Here is an 18,407-nt window from a genome sequence, read left to right as displayed (position 1 = left end):
GCGGTCGGGCGTGTCGCTCCCTCACTGACACAGATGTCCACAAGGGATTCCCTGCCAGGGGGTGCGATCATCGACCGCGGATCCGAGGGTGAGACACCCACCGGGCGCCTGGCCGGTACCCCGCTGACACTTCCCGGAAGATTCCCGTACGTCCGCCTCAGCGCTGCCTTGAGAGGCAGTTGAAACGACGAGTACTGTGGGACTCGCTTCCGGTCCTCCCGGCGGGAGGCGCGCAGCATCGGCACTCAACCGAGCAACCCGGACAGTCTGCCATACGGGGCCCTGGGCTGGCCAATCGAGCGGTAGAGGGTACCCCCGGGGCGACGTGCGTCAAACCCGGGACCGTCGGACCGTCTGAGCCCGACTCGGTCGGGCCTCTGAGCCGCCGCTAATCCGCTCGCTCACCACTCCCCCGCGCTCCTACGCTGATCAGGTACGGCGGTTGCCACGGGGGAGAACGTTCATCATGCGTACGCACTACCCACGGACCCGGCATCTGCCCTGGTCGCCCGGCGCCACCGCGGACGACCTCCGGGTCACGGACCTGTCGGGTCTGCGGGGACGCGAGGTCGTCGTCACCGAGAAGCTCGACGGCGAGAACACCACGCTGTACGCCGACGGCCTGCACGCCCGCTCGCTCGACTCGGCCCACCACCCCTCCCGGGCCTGGGTCAAGGCACTCCAGGGGCGCGTCGGTCATGCCATCCCCGAGGGCTGGCGCGTGTGCGGGGAGAACATGTACGCCCGGCATTCGATCGCGTACGAGGACCTGGACAGCTGGTTCTACGGCTTCTCGGTGTGGGACGCGGACGGCCGCTGTCTGGACTGGGACCGGACGGTCACGTATCTGCGCGGACTCGGCGTTCCCGTGCCGCGCGTGCTGTGGCGGGGCGTTTTCGACGAGCGCGCGCTGCGGGCGCTGCGGCTGGATCCCGTGCGGCAGGAGGGATACGTCGTCCGGGCCGCCGACGCTTTCGGCGCGGAGGAGTTCGGACAGCGGGTCGCCAAGTGGGTGCGGGCCGGGCATGTGCGGACGGACACGCACTGGATGCACGCGGCCGTCGTGGAGAACGGGCTCGGGGCGGGGGCCGCTCTGTGGGCGGTGCGTTCGGGAGCGGCGGTCGACGCGGATGCCCTGATGCGTGCGGTGGGGCTGGCAGGCGAGGGGGATCCCGAGGCCGTCGCCCGACTCGATCTGGCGGGGCGGTCCGGGGACGACCGGCTCGCGGGCGTACTGGCCGCGCTGCTGCACGGAGGCCGGCGGGCACGGATCGCGGCCAAGATCGCCGCGGCCGCGGACATGCCGCTCGCACGCCGGGTCGCGGACCTCGTCGGACTGCACCCGGCGCTGCACCGGCCGTATCCCGACGAGGACCGGCGGGCCGGCCTGGTGCGGCTGTCGTACGCCGCCGATCTCGGTCTCCTGCACGCGGTCGCCCGTGCCACGGCGGACACGGACGAGGCACGCGAGCAGGTGGAGTGGTCGGCACTGCACGCCGAGGACATCGACGGCCTGGACGAAGGCGGGCTGCGGGAGGCCTTCGCCGGCCTGCCGGACGACGCGGCCGTCCGCTGCCGGGCCGAGGCACGCGAGGCGTACGCGCAGGGGCGGATCCACGGTCTCGACGAGGCGGTCGCCGCCACATGGCGCTGGCGCTCCGGCGCCTTCCCCAAGCTGATTCAGACGGTCGGCCCCGCGGGCAGCGGCAAGAGCACCTTCGCCCGTGGGCTCCCCGGCGTGGACGCGTACGTCTCCCTCGACGACCTGCGCGAGGCCCGCGGTTCACGCGCCGACCAGCGGGCGAACGCGGACGTCCTGCGCGAGGGTCTCGACCGCCTGGACACCGCCCTGGCTGCCGGAGGCACCATGGTGTGGGACGCCACCTCCCTCAACAAGCAGCAGCGCTCGCTCGTCCACGCGATCGCCCACCGCCGCGACGCCCTGCTCACCCACGCCGTGGCACTGGTCGACGAGGACGAGCTGATACGGCGCAACGCCCGCCGCGAGCACCCGGTGCCGCCCGAGGTGCTCACCGCCCAGCTGCGCCGCTTCGGCCCGCCGTACGCGGGCGACGCGCACCGCACCTGGTACATCGGGGCGAGCGGGACCATCGAGGAAGAGGTCTGAGGAACGGTGCGTACGAGCGAGGAGATCTACCACCGGGTGCGCTGGGACGCGCGTTTCGACCCGGCCCGCTTCGTGCTGGGAGTCATGCAGCGCGGCGCCGATCCCAAGCGCGTTCCGCTGCCCGCCTTCGTGCCGGGCGGGGAGATCCCGTGGCACCGGGTGCTGTTCTTCGAGGCCGACGGCGAGGTGGTGTGGGACCGGACCACGGGCGTGGACCGGATCGACGCGACGGAGGCCGGGCGGGTGCGGGAGGCGCGGCGGCTCCGGGCGCCGTTCTTCGAGGCCCGTACGCCGTATGCGTGGGACGGCGAGGAGTGGCGCCCCGTGCGCTCGCCGCGCGGCACCGCACCCGGTCTCCGCCCCGGCGGCGTGCGCGTACTGACCTGGAACACCCTCTGGGACCGGTACGACGCCGACCTGATCGACAGTGCCCGACGCAGACCGCTGCTCCTGCGTGCCCTGCGGGAAGCCGACGTGGACGTGATCGCGCTGCAGGAGGTCGAGGCGGAGCTGCTGGCCATGCTGCTGCGGGAGCCGTGGGTCCGGGCGGACTGGACGCTCGGCACGGATCCCGGGGGCCAGGACGTGGACGACTGCGGTCTGCTGCTCCTGAGCCGGTTGCCCGTCCGCGAGGCCGCGCACCACGCGCTGGGCCCGCACAAGGCGGTGGCCGCCCTCGTCGTGGAGACCGGCACGCGGCCCCTCGTCGTCTCCGCGACCCACCTCAGCAGCGACCACTCCGAGAACGGTTCCGGCCGACGCGAGGCCGAACTCGCCCGTATCGCCGAGGGGTTGGCGGGCCTGGAGGACGACCTTGTCCTGATGGGCGACTTCAACGACGGCGGGGACACACCGCAGCTGACGCTGGGCCTGCGGGACGCGTGGAGCGAGTCGCATGGCGCCGACGACCGGACGCCGACGTTCGACCCGGGCGCCAACCCGCTGGCCGCGGTCTCCTCCCTGACCGGCCGGGCCTCCCGGCTGGACCGGGTGCTGCTGCGCGCGGAGGGCCTGCGGGTACGGCGGGCCGAGCTGTACGGCGACACGCCCTCAGCCGACGGCCTCCACATCTCCGATCACTACGGGGTGCGGGTCGAGTTGACGGCGGGCTCGACGGACTCGGCCGAGACGGGGGCGTACGACGTCCTCGACGCGCGGCCGACTCCCCGTACAGCCCTGGCGTGGATCCCGCCCCAGGAGCTGTGGCCGCCCCTCCAGGACATTCGCCGGAACCACGACCCGCAGATCCACCGCTGGCCCCCACACGTGAACGTCCTCTTCGGCTTCGTACCGGAACACGCCTTCGAGCAGGCGGCATCAGTGCTCGGGGCGTCCAGGACGGCTCCCTTCGACGCCCGGCTGGAGGGCGTGCAGTGGTTCGGCCACCGGGACTACGCGACGGTTTGGCTGGACCCGGCGGCGGCCGACGAGGAGCCATGGGCCGAACTGCACCGCACCCTCGTACGCCACTTCCCCCACTGCCGCGGCCGCCACGTGGGCTTCACTCCGCACCTGAGCCTGGGCCGCACCACCGACCCGAACACCCTGGCCGCCGCCTGCGAGGCCCGGCTCACCCCCATGCCGGTCCGGATCGGCGAGCTGGCGCTGCTGTCGCGGCGCGGGGACGAGCCGATGCGGTTGCGGGGGACGGTGACCTTGGGCACGGGAGAGGTGCGGTGGGCGGAGGATGCCCCGCACCACGGGCACGAGGCTGCCGAGCACTACGGGTACGACGCCGGCGACACGGGCGTGGACTACGAGTACCGGGACGGGTACGACGCCGCCGACATGGACGTGCCCGACACCGCTGTGGCAGACACCGCTGTGGCAGACCGCATCACCCACCGCATCGCGCAGGCCTTCCCCGGCGGCGTCGTACACGTCGTCGGCTCCCGACGCATGGGCTGCGCGCTGCCGGGTGCGGACCTGGACCTGGTGGCGGCGCTTCCCGGCACGATCGAACTCGCCGCCGTACAGGCGGAGTTGACCGAGGTCCTGCCCGAGGCGAGCGACGTACGGGAAGTGGTCGGGGCGCGCGTACCCGGCCTGCGGTTGTGGCTCGACGGGCTGGACGTGGACGTGGTCGTCGTGGCCACCGGATCGATGGACCCCACGGAGGCGGTGAACCGCCGGGCCGATTTGGGCGAGGCGGCGGCGATCGCGCTCAGTGCGGTGAGCGACGCCGACACTCTCCTCGCCTCGGTCGGCACCCACGGACCGGCCTTCGCCCGGCTGGCCACGCAGGTCAAGGCGTGGGCGAAGGCACGCGGTCTGGATTCGGCGCCGTTCGGCGGGCTGCCGGGCCTGGCCTGGTCCGTCCTGGCGGCCCGTACCGCGAGCGAGGCCGGCGACCTGCCCCCGGCCGATCTCCTACGGCACTTCTTCGCGACGTGGGCGGCCTGGGACTGGCGCACCCCCGTGGGCGAACCGGGCGAAGAGGGTCGTCAGGCTCTCCCCCTCACGATCACGACGCCGTCCGATCCGGTCCGCCCCTGCACGGACCAGGTCACGACGGGCATGCGAGACCTCATCACCCAAGAGCTGTTCCACGCCTGGGAGTTGCTGGACACGACCGCGGATCCGTTCCCGTGGCCCGAGCTGCTGTCCCCTCCCCCACTGCACCGCCGCCACGCGGCCTGGGCGGTCGTGACGGTGGGCCCCGGCGCTGACGAGGGCCGCGTACGGGGCAGGATGCGGGCCTTGCTGACTGATCTGTCGGATGCTGCTCCGGCTGCCCACGCCTGGCCCCGGGCCTTCACCAGGGGCCCACTCCGCTACGCCATCGGCCTGGGCCTCAACCCACCGGCTCCGGATCGCCTCGCGGCGGTCGCGGAGCGTCGGCTGCGCGGCCTGCCGGGGGTGACGCTGAAGAGAGTTGAGGGCGGCGAGATCCCGACGTTGTACTGATTGGGCGTCAGCGCTCGGAAGCGTACGAGAGGAAGTCGACCCAGGCGGCGGGAGGGAAGGCTAGGCAGGGGCCGGTGGTGGTCTTGGAGTCGCGGACGTGGATGGTGGTGGAGGTGGGGGCTATTTCGACGCAGTCGTTGATGTCGCTGCTGTCGCTGTAGCTGCTCTTGCGCCAGTCCAGCGCCACCTCTACGCAGTCGCCAGCCTCGCCGCTGTCGCTGTAGCTGCTCTTGAACCAGTGGAGTTCCGGGGCGCTCATAGTTCTCCCAGCGTGCGCTCGATGAAGGCCAGCGACTCCCTCGGGGTGAGAGCCTGCGCGCGGATCATGCCATACCGCAGTTCCAGGATACGAAGATCCCTGGGGTTGGAGACCGGGCGCCCGTTAAATGCGCCTTCGGAACGTCCGATCGCCGTGCCGTCGGCGAACTTCAGCACTTGGATCAGACCCTGTGTTCCGGCATGCTCCTCGCGGTCGGTCGGCATGACCTGAAGCGTGACGTTGCGCAACCGCGCCACCTCCAGGAGGTGTTCGAGCTGTCGGCGCAGCACCATTTTCCCACCGTAGGGGCGTTCCAGCGTCACCTGTTCCTGGACAAAGCTGAGCGTCGGAGCGGGCTCTCGCTCGAAGATCGACTTCCGGGCCATGCGTGCCGCGGTCTCCCGCTCAACCACATCTGGCGAGCACGCGGGCTGCGTCATCTCAAACAGCGCCCGTGCATACTCCGGCGTCTGCAACAACCCCTGGATGTTGTGGTTGCTGTACAACAGCACCTCAACCGCCCGGTCCTCCAGCGCCTTCAACTCCCGTACTTTCTTCGGATATCGAGCCCTCTCCACATCCTCCCTGAACGCCTTCAGATGCCCGCCCGCGTTCAACACCTCGTCCGCCCGGTCCAAGAACTCCGGCCGAGGAATCCGCGCCCCCCGCTCGATCTTCCGAATCATGTCCTCGCCATACCCCATGGCTTCGGCGAAGTCGGCCACCCGCATCCCGGCCGCCTCGCGGCAGAGCCGCACCAGCCGCCCCACGGCCTCCACCAACGGCGCACTCTCGTCCCCCGGTTCGAGGTCCCAGCCCGCCTCGTCCACACCCTCGCTACTCATGCCCACCCACCTCCAACGCCCACCCGTACCCGTACGACACCCAAGACAGCCGAGACAGAACGAGACAACGGAGGGACAGTCCCAGTACGCACAGGCGTCATCGCAGCTCAGCGTAGGCAACCTCCGGCACGCTGAGTCACATGAACGCCGAAACCGCTCAAGCCGCTCAAGTCCCCGCCACCGCACGCCGGTTCGCCGTGCAGCTCTCCTCAACTCGGCGCGGCGCCCGCCTGGCCCGACTGCTCGCCACCGAGCAACTCCGTTCCTGGGGGCTGCCGTTCGAGAAGGCGGCACATGTCGTCGCGGAGCTGGCCGCCAACGCCGTGACGCATGGACGCGTACCGGGAAGGGACTTCCACCTCCGCCTGAAGGCAACTGACGACCTCGTACGTATCGAGGTGACCGACACACGCGGAGACCGGCCGCTTCCCGACCCTCAACAACCCTCCCCCGAGGCCGAGTCCGGCCGCGGGCTCCTCCTCGTCGAGGCCCTGGCCGACCGCTGGGGCGTCACACCCGACCTGCCCCCGCGCAAGACGGTCTGGGCCGAGCTGACGATCACGCCACCCGGACCGCGGCCCGTCCCGCCCCTGTGAACGGCGCAACGGCGCCCGCACTTTCTCGGCGAAATTCGCCGTTACACAGCGCTGTTAGGATCGACACATGAACGAGCTGGCCACCATCACTTCCCTTTCCGATCCCGCGATGCAGCGAATTCTCGACGTCACCAAGCCGTCGAGATCCAGCATCAAGACGGTATTGATCGAGGACACCGAACCCCTCATGCAATGCCTGGCAGCGGGGGTGGAATTCATCGAGGTGTACGGCAGCGACAGTATTCCGTTCTCTCCCGAACTGCTCGACCTGTGCCGGCAGCGAAATGTGCCGGTCCGCCTCGTTGAATCGTCGATCGTCAATCAGCTGTTCAAAGGGGAGCGAAAGGCCAAGACATTCGGCATCGCACGCGTCCCCCGGCCGGCGCGGTTCAGTGACATCGCGGAGCGCGGCGGAGACGTCGTCGTTCTCGACGGCGTGAAGATCGTCGGGAACATCGGCGCGATCGTCCGGACTTCCCTCGCGATGGGGGCCTCGGGGATCGTCCTGGTCGACAGCGATCTCACCAGCATCGCCGACCGGCGCCTGCTGAGGGCCAGCCGGGGCTACGTCTTCTCCCTCCCCGTCGTTCTCGCCAGTCGCGAGGAAGCGGCCGCCTTCGTCCACGACAGCGGAATGCCGTTGATGGCATTCGAAGCGGGCGGTGAACTCACCGTCAAGGACCTCGGCGGCAACCAGGACCGGCTGGCCCTGCTGTTCGGCAGCGAGAAGGGCGGCCCTTCCGAATTGTTCAAGAAGACGTCCGCCACAACGGTTTCCATCCCGATGATCGATTCCACCGAATCCCTCAATGTCTCGGTCTCGGTCGGTATCGCGCTGCACGAGCGCTTCCAAAGGAATAGCGCCGTCAGCCGCTGATCCGGGCACCGGACGCAGATGCTGATGGGCGATGCCGCGTCAGTGAATGCGACGGCTCCCCAACAGCCCAGAAAAGCAAAAGGGCCCGTACGACCGAAGTCGTACGGGCCCTTTCAGCAGCTCGCTGAGCTACCAGGTCAAATCAACAAGCTTACTTGTTGATCTTGGTGACCTGGCCGGCGCCCACGGTCCGGCCACCCTCACGGATGGCGAACTTCAGGCCCTCTTCCATGGCGACGGGCTGGATGAGCTCGACCTTCATCTCAGTGTTGTCGCCCGGCATGACCATCTCCGTGCCCTCGGGGAGAGTCACAACACCGGTCACGTCAGTCGTACGGAAGTAGAACTGAGGACGGTAGTTGTTGAAGAACGGCGTGTGACGGCCACCCTCGTCCTTGGACAGGATGTACGCCTGCGCCTCGAACTCGGTGTGCGGGGTGACCGAGCCCGGCTTGATGATGACCTGGCCGCGCTCGACGTCCTCGCGCTTGATGCCACGAAGCAGCAGACCGACGTTCTCACCGGCCTGGCCCTCGTCGAGCAGCTTGCGGAACATCTCGATGCCGGTGACCGTGGTGGTGGTCTTCTCCTGCTTGATGCCCACGATGTCAACGGTCTCGTTGACCTTGAGGACACCGCGCTCGATACGACCGGTGACGACGGTGCCACGACCGGTGATCGTGAAGACGTCCTCGATCGGCATCAGGAACGGCTTGTCGACGTCACGCTCGGGCTGCGGGATCGCCTCGTCGACGGCCTTCATCAGCTCGAGGACGGAGTTGCCCCACTCCTTGTCGCCCTCGAGAGCCTTGAGCGCCGAGACCTTGACGACCGGCAGGTCGTCGCCCGGGAACTCGTACTCGGAGAGGAGCTCACGAACCTCGAGCTCGACGAGCTCCAGGATCTCCTCGTCGTCCACCATGTCGGCCTTGTTCAGGGCGACGACGATGTAGGGAACGCCGACCTGACGGGCCAGGAGCACGTGCTCCTTGGTCTGCGGCATCGGGCCGTCGGTGGCGGCGACCACGAGGATGGCACCGTCCATCTGGGCCGCGCCCGTGATCATGTTCTTGATGTAGTCCGCGTGACCGGGGCAGTCGACGTGCGCGTAGTGACGCGTCTCCGTCTGGTACTCGACGTGCGCGATGGAGATGGTGATACCGCGCTGGCGCTCCTCAGGAGCCTTGTCGATCTGGTCGAAGGCCGAGGCCTCGTTCAGGTCCGGGTACGCGTCATGCAGCACCTTGGTAATGGCGGCCGTGAGGGTCGTCTTACCGTGGTCGATGTGACCGATGGTGCCGATGTTGACGTGCGGCTTAGTCCGCTCGAACTTCGCCTTCGCCACTGGGGTCCTCCTGTGGAGTGGTTCTGTACGCCTTACTCATCGGCGCCAGGTGATCTTTGCTGGAAAGCCGGGGCCCGGGGCACTCCAGCCACGATGGTGACGGAATGCCCCAGCAAGCTCCGGAGTCAAGCCTACGGCGTGAACTCGGGTGAGTTACTCGCCCTTGGCCTTCGCGATGATCTCCTCGGCGACGTTCCGGGGAACCTCGGCGTAGGAGTCGAACTGCATCGAGTAGCTCGCGCGACCCGATGTCTTGCTGCGGAGGTCGCCGACGTAGCCGAACATCTCCGACAGCGGAACCAGGCCCTTCACGACGCGGGCACCGGCACGCTCCTCCATGGCCTCGATCTGACCACGTCGGGAGTTGATGTCACCGATGACCTCGCCCATGTAGTCCTCGGGCGTGGTGACCTCTACGGACATCATCGGCTCGAGCAGTACGGGGCTGGCCTTGCGCGCGGCCTCCTTGAAGGCCTGCGAACCGGCGATCTTGAACGCGAGCTCGGAGGAGTCGACCTCGTGGTAGGCGCCGTCGATGAGCGTGACGCGAACGCCCGTCATCTCGTAGCCCGCGAGGATGCCGAACTGCATGGCCTCCTGCGCACCGGCGTCGACCGAAGGGATGTACTCCTTCGGGATGCGACCACCGGTCACCTTGTTCACGAACTCGTACGAGGCGTCGCCGCCCTCGATCGGCTCGATCGCGATCTGCACCTTGGCGAACTGGCCGGTACCGCCAGTCTGCTTCTTGTGCGTGTAGTCGACACGCTCGACGGCCTTGCGGATCGTCTCGCGGTAGGCCACCTGCGGCTTGCCGACGTTGGCCTCGACCTTGAACTCGCGCTTCATGCGGTCGACCAGCACCTCGAGGTGCAGCTCGCCCATGCCGCCGATGATGGTCTGGCCGGTCTCCTCGTCCGAGTGGACCTGGAAGGAGGGGTCCTCCTCCGCGAGACGCTGGATGGCGACACCCAGCTTCTCCTGGTCACCCTTGGACTTGGGCTCGATGGCGACCTGGATGACCGGCGCCGGGAAGTCCATGGACTCCAGGATCACCGGCTGCTTGTCGTCGCACAGCGTCTCACCGGTGGTGGTCTGCTTCAGGCCCATCACGGCGACGATGTCGCCGGCGCCCACCGCCGCGATCTCCTCACGCTTGTTCGCGTGCATACGGTAGATCTTGCCGATGCGCTCCTTCTTGCCCTTGACCGGGTTCAGCACCGCGGTGCCGGTCTCCAGGCGGCCCGAGTAAACCCGGACGAAGGTGAGCTTGCCCAGGTGCGGGTCGCTCATGATCTTGAACGCGAGGGCGGACAGCGGCTCGTCCTCGGACGGCTTGCGCTTGACGACCAGCTCCGGGTCCTTGACGTCGTGGCCCTCGATGGCCTCGACGTCGAGCGGAGTCGGGAGGTAGCGCACGACCGCGTCGAGCAGGGGCTGGACGCCCTTGTTCTTGAACGCGGTGCCACAGAACACCGGGGTGACCGTGGTGTCGTTGGACTTGCCGGAGGCGATGGTGATGCGACGGATCGCGGCGTACAGCTGCTCCTCGGTGGGCTCCTGGCCCTCCAGGTACAGCTCCATGATCTCTTCGTCGTTCTCCGCGACGGCCTCGAGCAGCTTGCCGCGCCACTCCTCGGCGGCCTCGGCGTGCGTGGCCGGGATGTCGACGGTGTCGTACATCTCGCCCTTCGCCGCCTCGGCGGACCACACGAGCGCCTTCATGCGGACCAGGTCCACAACGCCCTTGAAGTCGGCCTCGGCACCGATCGGCAGCTGCATGACGATCGGCTGGGCACCCAGACGGTCCGAGATCATGTCCACGCAGCGGTGGAACTCGGCGCCGGTACGGTCCAGCTTGTTGACGAAGCAGATGCGCGGCACGCCGTAACGGTCGGCCTGACGCCACACCGTCTCGGACTGCGGCTCGACACCGGCGACACCGTCGAACACCGTCACGGCACCGTCGAGTACGCGCAGCGAGCGCTCCACCTCGACGGTGAAGTCGACGTGCCCCGGGGTGTCGATGATGTTGATGGTGTAGTCGTCGTTGTCCAGCGGCCAGTGACAGGTGGTGGCAGCGGAGGTGATCGTGATGCCACGCTCCTGCTCCTGCTCCATCCAGTCCATGGTGGCAGCGCCGTCGTGGACCTCACCGATCTTGTAGGAGACGCCGGTGTAGAACAGGATCCGCTCGGTGGTGGTCGTCTTGCCCGCGTCGATGTGGGCCATGATCCCGATGTTGCGGACCCTGGCCAGGTCAAGTGAAGTGGTAGCCATAAGGCTTCGGTCTTCTCTCGGTCTCGATGTGGGTAGCGACTACCAGCGGTAGTGCGCGAAGGCCTTGTTGGACTCGGCCATCTTGTGGGTGTCCTCGCGCTTCTTCACAGCGGCACCAAGGCCGTTGGAGGCGTCGAGAAGCTCGTTGAGCAGACGCTCGGTCATGGTCTTCTCGCGACGGGCGCGGGAGTAACCGACCAGCCAGCGCAGCGCCAGGGTGTTGGCACGACCGGGCTTGACCTCGATCGGAACCTGGTAGGTGGCGCCACCGACACGGCGGGACTTGACCTCGAGGGTCGGCTTGATGTTCTCCAGCGCGCGCTTCAGCGTGATGACCGGGTCGTTGCCCGTCTTCTCACGCAGACCCTCCATGGCGCCGTAGACGATGCGCTCGGCGGTGGAGCGCTTGCCGTTCAGCAGCACCTTGTTGATGAGGGAGGTCACCAGAGGAGAACCGTAGACCGGGTCGATGATGACCGGGCGCTTCGGGGCGGGGCCCTTACGAGGCATTCTTACTTCTCCTTCTTGGCGCCGTAGCGGCTGCGGGCCTGCTTGCGGTTCTTGACACCCTGGGTGTCGAGCGAGCCACGGATGATCTTGTAACGAACACCCGGCAGGTCCTTCACACGGCCGCCGCGCACGAGCACGATGGAGTGCTCCTGCAGGTTGTGTCCCTCACCCGGAATGTAAGCGGTGACTTCGATCCCGCTGGTCAGACGCACACGCGCGACCTTACGCAGGGCCGAGTTCGGCTTCTTCGGGGTGGTCGTGAACACACGCGTGCAGACGCCGCGACGCTGGGGCGAACCCTCGAGTGCGGGCGTCTTGTTCTTCTCGACCTTGTCCTGCCGGCCCTTCCGGACCAGCTGCTGGATCGTAGGCACTACTTCTCCGGTTTCTGTGTGCCGAATGGTGAAGCTAACCTGGAACGTCGCCGACCCACGCGGTCGGGTGTGTCGAATGCTGCAGACTCCCGCCGCAAGGCAGAAAGGGCGCAGATTACGGTGGCCGGTCACGGTTCCCGTTGCGGTCTGAAGGCACGCACGGAAGCCAGGGCACACCCCAGGCACAAGGTCTGAGCGTACCTACCTCAGGGACTCCGGTCAAAACAAATGCAGTCCAGCGAGACAGGCCGGACTTCTTGGCCCCGAATCCTGGCCAAAGCGCCCTCCCAGTGCACCCAAAGCGCCCCCTCGTGTTTCCGTTCGTGAGTCCGTCTGGCCCACATTCGGTGTTCATGTCATGCACGCATTCAGTACCTTGATCGGTCCGCTGTGTAACGGATCGGGGGACAGATGATGGAGTCGCGCTTACGGGGCGGTGGCCTGGACGACCAGGTGCCTTTCCTGGCCCGCTTAGAGACCGAGGACCGCTCCGCGCTGCTGGCTCTAGGGCATGAGCTGACTTTCGCGCCTCGTGTCGTGATCCTGCATGAGCACGAACCGTCGTCGCACGTACTGCTCATTGTTCAGGGCTGGTCCAAGGTGACCGCGGCTGCGCCCAACGGATACGAGGCGCTCCTCGCGCTGCGCGGCCCCGGCGACATCATCGGCGAGTCGGCCGCGCTGACCGGGCGACCACGCTCCGCCACGGTCACCGCACTGGAGCAGGTGCGCGGCGTGGCAGTGGAACGCAAGCGCTTCACGGACTTCCTCGCCCACTCTCCCGCTGTGTCGTTCGTTCTGCTCGGACTCACATCCGACCGCACACGGGCAGCCGACCGACGAAGGCTGGAGTTCGCGTCCATGAGCGTGCGGGAGCGATTCGCCGTCCTGCTGCTCGACCTGGCCCGCGCCCATGGGCGTCGTACGGACGAGGGCATCGAGCTCTCCGTTCCCCTGAGCAAGCAGGAGCTGGCCGGGTCCATCGGTGCGTCCCGGGAGATGGTCCAGCGCCTGCTGAAGGACTTGCGCACGCGGCACGTAGTGGTCACCGGACGACGCACCCTGCTCATCATCCGCCCCGACATCCTTCGCCGCATAGCCCGCGCCGAGCATCCGGGCTCCTGAGCCCTTATCCCTCCGGGGCCGGATGCTTCAGTGCACACGGTCACAGTTCGAGTGCGTCATCCTCCCTCACCGCGCCCGGCGCCTCGCCGCCAAGCTGCTGCACGACACAGCTCCTCGGCTGAGAGGTAACCATGACCCACCCCGTGAGCAGGACGATTCTTCTCTTCGACATCGAGAAGTACAGCGGCCGAGACGATGTGGAGCAGGCGTATCTGCGTCGCATGCTCTACGGCATCGCCGACCGCGTTCTGGAAAGCGCCGGCATAGACGAAACACGGCGTCTGCGCGCTGACCGCGGCGACTCGGTCATCGAACTGATCGACGCCGACGCCTCGATGATCGCGCTGCTCCGCGCCCTGTTGGCAGAAGCTCCTGTGGAGCTGCGCGCCGTGAACCGCATGGCGTCGAAGTCCGCGCAGATCAGGCTGCGCGCCGTGCTCGCCACCGGATACGTCGCGATCGACGAACTCGACGGATGGGTGGGCTCCGACCTCAACCACGCCTGTCGGCTGCTCGACGGCGCCATCCTGCGCGCAGCGCTGAAAGAGCGCCCGGACGACTTCGCCCTGTGCGTCTCGGAGAGCGTGCACCACGGAATCGTCCAGCACGACTACCCGGGTATCCCCAAGGACGACTTCCACGAGATGACTGTGTCCAGCAAGAACGGGCCGTTGCGGGCGTGGTTGCACGGGCCGGTGCCAGAGGTCGCTGCAGGCGCGGCCCGCCCGGCAGACGCGGCAGACGCCGAGGAGCAGCCCGCCGCGCCCAGCCGCCCGCCTGCACCTTCCACCCCTGCCTCGGTCAACTTCCTCGGCGGCTCCCCATCTTTCGGCGGCAGTTTCGTGAACGGCGACCAGCACGGCGTGTCCGGCGGAACGGTGCATGGGGACGTGCACCTCGGAGGCAGCAGCACCCCTGGGCAGGGTGAGCGGGAATGACGGCGGGCGAGCCGGGTCCCCCACAGGGAGCGGCAACGGGCGGCGGACCACAGCAGCGCGGAAGCAACAAGGAAAGCGACGCCTCGCAGCAGCACGGCACCGAAGCCCCGGACGCCGAGAACAACGACGACACGGAGAAAGAGCAGGATCGGCCCCAGGACGCGTGGTCCGCCCGCCGGGACCTGGTGGACCACAGCCCGAAGTCCATGCACGTCGACGCCAACTCACGGTTCGGCGGCAGCCTGGTGGCCCGAGACCAGCACGGTGTGAGCGGCGGGCGGGTCGCCGGAGACGTGATCATGGGCAGCAAGACCGAGATCTACCACTTCGGTCTCGGCATCTCCGCGGCGAACCACGGCTCCGGCGAGGTCCCACAGTCGACGCTTGACCGTCTCGCCCCTTACTTCGTCACCGATGAGAGCGTCTTCGAGGACCTGGTGGCACGGCTCCGCAGGGAACGGGTCGTCGTACTGTCCGGACCCGACTTCACCGGTCGGCGCACGGCCGCATTGATGCTGCTCCACCGCCTGGAGGCGTCTCCGGTCCGCATCCTGCTCCGCGACACCACCCCGGCACAGCTCGTCCAGCAGTTGGGCGACGACCAGCACCCGGCCAAGGGGTACGTGCTGTGCGACCTGACCACCCGCCGCGACCAGCCCCTGCGGGAACCGCATCTCCTCGCCGCCCGAGACCAACTGGTCAAGGATGACGCCTACTTGGTCATCACGGTCGGCCCCACGGCGGCCCTCGAGGAGATCGACGACATCCCCTGGGAACCACCGAGCGCCCGTGACGTACTGGCGGCACATCTGAGTGAACTGACCGACGAGGTCACGGCGGAACAGCTGCTGACGCTTCCGGCCGTCGCGGAGTTCCTCGGCCGCGACCACCAGCTGCGCGAAGTCGCGGCCTTCGCGAAGCGCCTCAAGGAGTACGCGGAGGGAGAGGTCGACGAGACGGCTGTCGAGAACTTCTCGCTGCTCAGCCTCGAAAGCCAGGTACAAGAGTGGTTCGCGGAGGACGAGGAGCGGATCCATTTGCGGGACAAGGCGTTCCTCGTCGCCCTGGCCGCCTTCGACGGAGGCCCGTACGCACTCACGGCGGAGCTGAGCGACCTGCTCTACGCCTTCCTTCAGGGCACCGAGAACTCCGCGCTTCGCCCGCAGGTCCCCGTGTTCGGCACACATATCGGCAAGCGTCTGCAGCTCGCCCGCGCCAGGCCGTACCAGGAACAGGAGAACACGGAGTGGGGCCCGGTATTTCAGGCCAAGGCCGCCTTCCGCGACGAACGAGTCTCCCTCGTGCTCCTGCGCGAGGTGTGGACCGGCCACCCATCGGCAAGGCCCGCGCTGGTCCGGTGGCTCCAGCGACTCGCCGACGACGGACGGCCCCTGGTCCGCACCCGCGCCGCATCGACCGTCGCCGTCCTCGCCTATGCGGACCTGCCTTCCACCATGGCTCTTGTCATCGAGCCGTGGGCCATGTCCCACCTGTTCCGCCGTCGCCTCGTCGCCGTCAACGCGCTGACGCTTGCGCACGTGCTCGAGGCACCCAACATCCCGCGCATCCTCGATGCCTGGTGCGCGAGCGAGGAGAAGGGCATGCGCTGGGTGGCCATCCGCGCGTACGGCCTGATCGGTGCGGAGCGACCGAAGCAGACCCTCGCCGCACTGCGTGGGGCCATCCGCAAGGAGTACCGACACAGCGACGGCGAGGAGGATCCCGACGAACTGATGGTCGAGCAGCTCGCCGAGTCGGTGGAGCTGCTGCTTCTCTCCCCTGCCAGAGACGAGGTCCTCGCCGAACTGCTGCACAAGCTCGACGACGACCGGCCGGCCCATGACCTCGCTGTGTGCGGCTTCTTGAGTGCATGCAGGCGGACCAAGGATGGCGAGCTCTACGAACAGCCGCTGCTGCTCGACTGGTACGCCGTCTCGGCGAGGGAGGGCGGACGCGCGGCCGGTGAACTCGCAAAGCTCTGGTGCGAGGCGCTCGACGACCGCAGCCGTACGAGGCTCGCCCTCGAAACGCTGAGCCAGTGGGTTCGTATCGCCGACCGGAATCCCACGACCGAGTGGGCGCTGGCTTCCCTGCTCCGGGCCATGGTCACCACGCCGGCCGAACACCAGCGTCTGAGTCACCTCCTGCGCACCCTGCGGGGCGAGGACGGAGCACCCCGACCTCAGGTTGCGGCTCGTCTGCTGAGCGTGCTGCCGACGACCGCCGAGGGGCCCGAACCGGTCACTCAGACCCTATGGACCGTTCAAGGAGACAAGCGTCATGGCTGACTTCCGCCAGCAGCCGGACTGGCTGCAACCGGCCGACCGCCACACACAGCTGATCGATCCCGTCATCACAGTGCGGCAGCTCTCGCGCTTCGGTTTCGCACGCAAGTCACTGACCCGCATTGACCACGCCCTGGTTTTCTCGACCTCCAAGGGCGAGTACGACGCCTACCTGCCGCCCGTGCGCCCGAGCCGTGGTGAGGCGGCCGCCAAACGCTACACAGCGGTCTACGAGGTGGACATGGGGGTCCATCCCCATCAGGCCGACATCCGTCTGCCGAGCGACAACGACGCCTTCGAGTTCACGGCCACGGTTGAACTGTCCTGGCAGGTCGACGACCCCGCCGCCTTCGTGAGGAGCGGTCACCGGGACGTGCCTACGCTGCTCCTCGGCGAGCTGCAACAGGCAGCCCGGTCTCTCACCCGGCAGTTCGCCATCCACGAGAGCGCGAGCGCCGAGACGGAACTGCTGCGGACCCTGACCGCGCCCCATCGGGCACCGCTCGGCGCTACCGCGGGCCTCAAGGTGATCTGGACCTTGCGTCTGCGTCGCGACGAGCAGGAAATCGAGCACCAGCGACGGCTGCAGTCCATCGACCACGCCTCCGCCGAGCAGATACGCACGGAGCAGCTCGGCCGGGAGTACGACGCAGAACTCGACCGGCGCGCCCGGCACCAGGACGAACTCCAGATGGGGCGGGCCATGGAGTACGGGGAACTGGAGCACGAGCTCACCCTCAAGCGGCAGGAGTGGCAACAAGAACAGGACCAACTACGGGTCCGCCATCAGACGGAACTCCAGCGGCTCGAGGCCGAGAAGATCGCGTTCTACCAGAAGTACCTGGAGGAGGGCGGTGTCGTTGCCTGGGCCATGCACCTCGCCGCCAACCCGGAGGACTCACGACTGATCATCAACAGCATGCGTGAGGACCAACTCAGGCTGACCCAGGCCAAGATGGAAACGGCACGGGAGTTGCTGAGCGGGGACAACGCCGAGGACTACGAGCTGGAAGCGCCCAAGCGACTCGCTCTGGACAACCTGTACGAGATCTTCAATCAGCAGTTGCCGGGCATACCCCGCGGACAGTCGGCCCCTCCCCCGCCCACGACGCTCTCGTCGCCGTCGGACGTGCCGCTCACCAAGAAGAGCGACGACAACCCGCCCGCGAGTGATCCCCAGCCAGCACACCCGAGCCAGGAAGAGACCACCGAGACCACCAAGGCCCCAACGCTCACGGACCAGGATCCCGCCCCCGAAGCGTCGGCCGGAACCTTCCCCGGCTGGCGACCACCCCCTGGCTACGGCAGCTCTCCCGTGCCCACCGCGGACGCGCCGGCCGCGGAACCGAAGCACAACGGCATTGAGCAGGAGGGCCCCAACCCATGACCGGCGTCACCCCGTCACCCCCCGTGCCAGACCCCGAGCCCGGTGTCAGGGCCGCGGAGCGTCTGCTCGCGGACCTGCGCAGCGAGATCGCCCGCGCGGACGCCAAGGCGGCCGTACTCGTGGCGGCTCTCGGTGTGGCAGCAGGCGTCTTCGGCGGACTCATGGCCAGAAGTGAGTGGGCGCCGGCTCGCCTGTCGACGTTCGGCGGCTTGGCGTGGTGGTCAGGAATAAGCGCGCTCGCTCTGGCCCTGATCGCCCTGCTCGTGGCCGTTGTGCCTCGCTACGGCACCAGCACATGGGCCCCCGGCGCCCCCTTGTCGTACTTCGGCGACATCCAACGCGCCGCCCGCGGTGGCCACTTGGCAGACGCGCTGGCGGAGACCGAACGTGTCCCGGCAGCAGGCGCGATTGCGGCCCTCACCGAGACCAGTCGTATCGCCGCTCGCAAGCACCAGTGGATACGTACCGGGCTCATCGCATTCTGCGTCGCCGTGGTGCTGATCCCCGGCTCCCTGCTCATCGGCTGACGTCCCTACTCCCCGGAGACCGAT

15 protein-coding genes are annotated in these 18,407 nt (G+C 68.1%); 9 read left to right on the top strand and 6 right to left on the bottom strand.

Features of this window, described 5'->3' with window-relative positions; translation table 11 throughout:
- Window positions 1–466 precede the first annotated feature (466 nt).
- Both OP79_RS09850 and OP79_RS09845 read left to right on the top strand, forming a co-directional pair.
- Entirely contained in the window at window positions 467–2,128 is a 1,662-nt protein-coding gene (locus OP79_RS09850; protein ID WP_033319633.1) for an RNA ligase family protein, read from the top strand.
- 6 nt (window positions 2,129–2,134) lie between these two features.
- A complete protein-coding gene (locus OP79_RS09845) occupies window positions 2,135–5,035 on the top strand; it encodes a poly(A) polymerase (protein ID WP_033319632.1) in 2,901 nt (966 codons plus the stop codon).
- A gap of 7 nt (window positions 5,036–5,042) precedes the next feature.
- Here the strand turns inward: OP79_RS09845 and OP79_RS09840 are convergent, their stop codons facing one another.
- Window positions 5,043–5,294 (bottom strand): DUF397 domain-containing protein, encoded by a 252-nt coding sequence (locus tag OP79_RS09840; protein WP_033319631.1) that lies wholly within the window; start codon window positions 5,292–5,294, stop codon window positions 5,043–5,045.
- Window positions 5,291–6,139, bottom strand: coding sequence for a helix-turn-helix domain-containing protein (locus OP79_RS09835; protein ID WP_033319630.1), 849 nt, complete (start codon window positions 6,137–6,139; stop codon window positions 5,291–5,293). The genes OP79_RS09840 and OP79_RS09835 overlap by 4 nt, the downstream gene beginning before the upstream one ends.
- 140 nt (window positions 6,140–6,279) lie before the next feature.
- On the opposite strand from OP79_RS09835, the gene OP79_RS09830 reads away from it, so the two are divergent.
- Window positions 6,280–6,735, top strand: coding sequence for an ATP-binding protein (locus tag OP79_RS09830; protein ID WP_033319629.1), 456 nt, complete (start codon window positions 6,280–6,282; stop codon window positions 6,733–6,735).
- Window positions 6,736–6,802: 67 nt separating this feature from the next.
- Window positions 6,803–7,612, top strand: a complete 810-nt coding sequence (gene nshR / locus OP79_RS09825; RefSeq protein ID WP_033319628.1) for an NshR/TsnR family 23S rRNA methyltransferase — start codon at window positions 6,803–6,805, stop codon at window positions 7,610–7,612.
- 151 nt (window positions 7,613–7,763) lie between these two features.
- On the opposite strand, the gene tuf is transcribed toward nshR, so the two are convergent.
- From tuf to rpsL, 4 genes are all read right to left on the bottom strand, one after another.
- Window positions 7,764–8,957: an elongation factor Tu gene (tuf, locus tag OP79_RS09820; protein ID WP_033319627.1), complete on the bottom strand. Its 1,194-nt coding sequence runs from the start codon at window positions 8,955–8,957 to the stop codon at window positions 7,764–7,766.
- A 153-nt stretch (window positions 8,958–9,110) separates the two neighbouring features.
- Entirely contained in the window at window positions 9,111–11,237 is a 2,127-nt protein-coding gene (gene fusA / locus OP79_RS09815; RefSeq protein WP_033319626.1) for an elongation factor G, read from the bottom strand.
- Between the two features lie 39 nt (window positions 11,238–11,276).
- A complete protein-coding gene (gene rpsG / locus OP79_RS09810) occupies window positions 11,277–11,747 on the bottom strand; it encodes a 30S ribosomal protein S7 (protein WP_003974303.1) in 471 nt (156 codons plus the stop codon).
- A 2-nt stretch (window positions 11,748–11,749) separates the two neighbouring features.
- Complete coding sequence (rpsL, locus tag OP79_RS09805; protein WP_003948652.1) at window positions 11,750–12,121, bottom strand: 30S ribosomal protein S12; 372 nt, start codon at window positions 12,119–12,121, stop codon at window positions 11,750–11,752.
- A gap of 411 nt (window positions 12,122–12,532) precedes the next feature.
- On the opposite strand from rpsL, the gene OP79_RS09800 reads away from it, so the two are divergent.
- The 5 genes from OP79_RS09800 to OP79_RS09780 all read left to right on the top strand — a co-directional run bounded on the left by OP79_RS09800 (window position 12,533) and on the right by OP79_RS09780 (window position 18,383).
- Window positions 12,533–13,246, top strand: coding sequence for a Crp/Fnr family transcriptional regulator (locus OP79_RS09800; protein WP_033319625.1), 714 nt, complete (start codon window positions 12,533–12,535; stop codon window positions 13,244–13,246).
- A gap of 131 nt (window positions 13,247–13,377) precedes the next feature.
- The gene (locus OP79_RS09795) at window positions 13,378–14,184 is read left to right on the top strand and encodes a hypothetical protein (protein WP_033319624.1); all 807 of its coding nucleotides are present in this window, start codon (window positions 13,378–13,380) and stop codon (window positions 14,182–14,184) included.
- Entirely contained in the window at window positions 14,181–16,472 is a 2,292-nt protein-coding gene (locus OP79_RS09790; protein WP_063741899.1) for a hypothetical protein, read from the top strand. Before OP79_RS09795 ends, OP79_RS09790 begins: the two co-directional genes overlap by 4 nt.
- Window positions 16,465–17,856 (top strand): hypothetical protein, encoded by a 1,392-nt coding sequence (locus tag OP79_RS09785; RefSeq protein ID WP_051744542.1) that lies wholly within the window; start codon window positions 16,465–16,467, stop codon window positions 17,854–17,856. The genes OP79_RS09790 and OP79_RS09785 overlap by 8 nt, the downstream gene beginning before the upstream one ends.
- A complete protein-coding gene (locus tag OP79_RS09780) occupies window positions 17,853–18,383 on the top strand; it encodes a Pycsar system effector family protein (RefSeq protein WP_033319623.1) in 531 nt (176 codons plus the stop codon). The genes OP79_RS09785 and OP79_RS09780 overlap by 4 nt, the downstream gene beginning before the upstream one ends.
- Window positions 18,384–18,407: the final 24 nt, after the last annotated feature.

Source organism: Streptomyces yerevanensis (genome assembly GCF_000716805.1).
Taxonomy (GTDB): Bacteria; Actinomycetota; Actinomycetes; order Streptomycetales; family Streptomycetaceae; genus Streptomyces; species Streptomyces flaveus.
Note: the sequence above shows the minus strand (reverse complement) of the source record. Positions and strands in the feature narration are given on the sequence as shown.